General features: G+C 73.4%; 3 protein-coding genes. 2 read left to right on the top strand and 1 reads right to left on the bottom strand.

The features are described from left to right. Together ABD308_RS15360 and ABD308_RS15355 are read left to right on the top strand one after the other, a co-directional pair. Positions 1-885, top strand: an 885-nt coding sequence (locus tag ABD308_RS15360) for a sensor histidine kinase (protein ID WP_344333872.1), incomplete at its 5' end; no start/stop codon positions are given. Continuing rightward, positions 882-1,562 carry a response regulator gene (locus ABD308_RS15355; RefSeq protein ID WP_344333870.1) on the top strand — a complete coding sequence of 227 codons (681 nt, stop codon included), beginning with the start codon at positions 882-884 and terminating at the stop codon, positions 1,560-1,562. The genes ABD308_RS15360 and ABD308_RS15355, both read left to right, overlap by 4 nt. A 7-nt stretch (positions 1,563-1,569) precedes the next feature. On the opposite strand, the gene ABD308_RS15350 is transcribed toward ABD308_RS15355, so the two are convergent. After that, complete coding sequence (locus tag ABD308_RS15350) at positions 1,570-4,338, bottom strand: helix-turn-helix transcriptional regulator (protein ID WP_344333868.1); 2,769 nt, start codon at positions 4,336-4,338, stop codon at positions 1,570-1,572. Positions 4,339-4,529: the final 191 nt, after the last annotated feature.

The following is a 4,529-nucleotide window of genomic DNA, read 5'->3' as shown; positions in this document are numbered from 1 at the left end:
CGGGGCCCCGGCGCCGTCCTGGCGCTGCTCGTCCTCGGCGGATCGGCCGTCCGGGCGCTGCCCCGCCGGCAGGCCGGTGCCATCGCCGCCGCCGGCCTGGTGCTGATGGCCGCCGGGCGGCTCACCCAGGACGGACCCGGCACCGCCTTCCGGGTGGGCACCGACGCCTGGGTGCTGGCCCTCGGCGCGGGCCTGCTGCTGCGCTTCCTGGAGTACCGCCGCCGCGCCGCCGCCGAGGCCGTGCGACAGGACGAACGGCTGACGCTGGCCCGGGAGCTGCACGACGTGGTCGCCCACCACGTCACCGGGATCGTGGTGCAGGCGCAGGCCGCCCGGATCGTCGCCCGGTCGCGCCCCGGGACGCTGGACGACACCCTCGCGGGCATCGAGGGGGCGGGCACCGAGGCGCTGGCCGCGATGCGCCGGGTGGTCGGTCTGCTGCGCGACACCGAGGACGTGGTCACCACCTCCCCCACCACGCACGGCCTGGACCGGCTGCCCGAACTCGTCCGGCGCTTCGAGGGCCACGGGCCGGACATCGAACTCCGGCTGCCCGGGGAGCCGGCGCCCTGGCCGCCCGAGGTGGACAGCACGGTCTACCGGATCGTCCAGGAGTCCCTGACCAACATCGCCCGGCACGCCTCGCACGCGCGCCGCGCGGTCGTCGACGTCGCCCAGGACCGGGGGGCCGTCACCGTCTCGGTCACCAACGACGCGCCGGCCGGCCACGGCCGGACCCGGCACCTGCAGAAGGGCGGCTTCGGCCTGATCGGCATGCGCGAACGCGTCGAGGCGCTCGGCGGCACGCTGACCGCGGGCCCGGAGGCGGGCGCCGGCTGGTCGGTGCTGGCCACCGTGCCGGTCCTGGTGAAGGAGTCGCGTTGACCATCCGGGTCCTGCTCGCCGACGACCAGGCGATGGTCCGCGGCGGCCTGCGGCTCATCCTGGAGGACCAGGACGACATCACCGTGGTCGGCGAGGCCGCGGACGGCGCCGAGGCGGTCGGGCTCGCGCGGCGGCTGCGCCCCGACGTCTGCCTGGTCGACATCCGGATGCCGAGGCTGGACGGCATCGAGGTCACCCGCGCCCTGGCCGGTGCCGGTGTCGCCGACCCGCTGCGGGTGGTGATCGTCACCACCTTCGACCTCGACGAGTACGTGCACGGCGCCCTGCACGCCGGAGCGGTCGGCTTCGTGCTGAAGGACGCCGGGCCGGCCCTGCTGGTCGAGGCGGTCCGGGCCGCCTGCGCCGGTGACGCCCTGATCTCCCCGTCGATCACCCTGCGGCTGCTGCGGAGCCTGGCCCCCGCCCGGCGGACCGCGGTGAGCGGCCCCGCGCAGCCGCTGTCCGCCCGGGAGACCGAGGTCGTCCGGGCCATCGCGCGCGGGCGCACCAACCAGGAGATCGCCGCCGCGCTGTTCATCTCGGTGAGCACGGTCAAGAGCCACCTGGCGACCGTCCAGGGCAAGCTCCGGGTGCGCAACCGGGTGGAGATCGCGGCCTGGGCCTGGGAGAGCCGGCTGATGGACGACACCGGGCCCGCCGGCCGGCCCTCCCCGTGACGGCGGGTCAGCAGCTGTCGACCAGCACGCCCTCCGCCAGCGACTGCAGGGCGCTGCGGTGCTTGAGGCCCAGCTTCCGGTAGATCCGGGTCAGGTGCTGCTCCACCGTACTGACCGTGATGAACAGCTTGTCCGCCACCTCGCTGTTGGTGAAGCCCTGGCTGACCAGCCGCGCGACGCGCTGCTCCGCCTTGCTGAGGTCCTCGATGCCGATCAGTTCGGCGCCGCGCCCCGCCGCGACCGGCTGCGGCTCGTCCTCCGGCGGCAGCCCCGGGAGCAGTCCGTCGGCCTGACAGTCCTTGGCCAGCTGGCGGGCCCGCTGGATGTGCCGGCCGGCCGCGTCGGCGTCGCCGAGCAGGCGGTGGGTGCGGCCGAGCAGGCCGTGGATCCGGGAGCGCTCGACCTGGTCCGGCGACTCCTCCAGGCTCGCCAGCGCCTCGGCCAGCAGCGGCGGGCGGCACTCCGCCCCGGAGGCCTCGGCGATGACCCGCAGCGTCAGCGCGCGGGTGCGGCCCCAGGACCGCTTCAGCGCGGACAGCTGCTCGGTCGCGAGCTCCCTGGCCTCGTCGGTCCGGCCGAGCGCGATCAGCGCCTGGGCCAGGTCGCTGCGCCACGGCACCAGCGAGGGCAGGTCCATCTCCCAGGCCCGCATGTCCTGGCCGCAGGCCCGGAACTCCATCAGCGCCGCGTGCGCGCGGCCGATCGCCAGGTAGTAGTGGCCCCGGGCGTGCCGGTAGTACAGGCCGGACGGGTTCTCCAGCACCGCGCTGCGCAGCGGCCGGTTCAGCATCCCGCCGGCGGCGTCGAGGTCGCCGCGGGCGGTGCGGACCAGCGCCTGGGTGGCCAGGGCGTACTTGATCTCCGGCCGCCACTCCAGGGCCGCCGCGGCGTGCCGCTCGGCCGCGGCCAGGTCGCCGGAGCGGACGGTCGCCTTGGCCATCACCGATGACAGCACCCCGAGCCAGCTGGGGATGTTGCGGGCCCGCGCCTCGCGCAGCAGTTCGTCACCCCAGGCGACGGCGGCCCGCTGGCGGTCGGCGTAGACCAGCGCCGTCAGCGCCACGGTCAGCGGCTCCAGCGTCGTCTCGTTCAGCCCGAGCGTCTGGAGGTGCTCCTGCACGGCGTCGATGCCGGCCTCGGAGAGGGTGCCGCGCAGCACGCCGTCGAGCAGGCGCGAGGCCTGGAGGTAGGGGTTGGTGGAGTCGCGCGGCTGCCCCGACGTCTCCGTCAGGGGCGCGAACCGGCCGGCCAGCAGCGGGAAGGTACAGCCCAGCCAGAGCCGGAAGGCCTCCCACTCGCTGGTCGTGGCGACGCCCTCCTGGCGCAGGGTCTCGCACAGGTGGCGCAGCGCCGACTCGGCCTGCTCCGAAGGGCCCTGCTGCAACAGGTACTTGACCAGCTGGATGGCCTGGCTCTGGTTGAGCTTGCCCTCGTGCAGGGCCTCGGTCAGGGTGACGCAGTGCCGGACGGCCGCGACCGGGCTTCCCTGGCCGTCGATCTGGGCGAGCATCAGGGTGACGTCGGCGCGCTGGTCGGGCTCGGCCGCCTCGCGGTGGGCGAGCCGGCTGTACTCGGCGGCGAGCTCCACCTGGTCCTCGCTCAGGACCTGTTCGGCCGCCTCCAGCAGGAGCCGCACGGCCCAGGGGTCGGGCGCCGCGTCGGCCGCCAGCAGGTGCCCGGCGACCTCGGTGGCCGGCGCGCCCTCGATGAAGAGCAGTCGGGCCGCCCTCAGGTGGAGTTCGCCGCGCCGGGCCGGGTCGAGGCTGTCCAGGACGGCGGCGCGGGCCTCCGGATGGCGGAAGCCGCTGGGCCCCAGCAGGCCGGTGCGCAGCAGGATCTGCTCGCAGCGCTCCAGCGCGTCGGTCTCCACCGCGAGCAGCCGGCCGACCAGGGCGTTGACGCGCGGCAGGCCGAGGACGGCGAGGCCGTAGGCGGCCTCGGCGGCGTTCGGGTCGGTGCGCCGCAGGCTGCGGGTGACGGCCTGCCGGTAGCCGTCCGCGACGTGCGGCACGCGGTCCGCGGGACCGCCCGGGCCGCCCCGGTGGTCGTCGAGCAGTCCGCGCACCAGGAGCGGGTTCCCCCCGCTGAGCCGCTCGTACTCCGGCAGCAACCGGGCGACGTCCGCGCTTTCCAGGAAATTCGCCATCAACTGCGCGGTGGCGGATCCGGACAGCGGTTCCAGGCGGATCCGTCTGGTATTGGACTGGCCGACGATCTCCATCAGGAACAGCGGAATGCCGGTGGTGGTCTCGGAAAGCACGTTGAGCACCATCAGCACGGGCTGGTTCGTGATCCTCCGAGCCAGATAGCGCAACAACTGGAGGGAAAAACGGTCGGATTCCTGGAGATCGTCCACCGCGATTACCAGCGGACCGGAACCACAGCGCGACAATCGCGTCAACGCGACGTGCAGTCTAGCCAACACCTTGGCATGCTCAGGGTGAATTCGGTCGGGGTCACTGCCCCGCACGTCCGCGAGCAACACCCCCGCCTCGATGGCCCCCTGGATCTCATGGACGTCCTCCGGGGCCAGCAGGGCGTTGTGCGAGAGTTGGTCAACAACGCCGAACGGGATCTCCGACTCCGACCGGGTGGCCATCGCCGAGAGGACCAGCGCGCCGGCCTCCGAGGCATGTCTCACGAAGGCATTCATCAACTCCGTTTTGCCGCTCGCCGCCACGCCGGTGACGAGGGCTACGCCCCCCCGGCCGGCCGAACACCCCATAAGAAGTTCGTCCAGGATCGATTCCTCACGAACGCGTCCCACCAGAACCATGCCGACCCCCGTAGCCAACCATCCGACGGACACGAGGATATCGTTCGAATGTCACGCCACAAGGACAACATAAGCCATCTGTGGTCACGCTGGGAAGCGAACCGTGTTCGCGACTAACCGGACAGTCCGCGTGCCTTTACCTGGGGTGACGGACCGTCACATCGGTTGGGCCGGTGGCGAAGCGCCCACGA

This window comes from Kitasatospora putterlickiae, assembly GCF_039527695.1.
Lineage (GTDB): Bacteria > Actinomycetota > Actinomycetes > Streptomycetales > Streptomycetaceae > Kitasatospora > Kitasatospora putterlickiae.
This window is presented reverse-complemented; position numbering and strand designations above follow the sequence as displayed.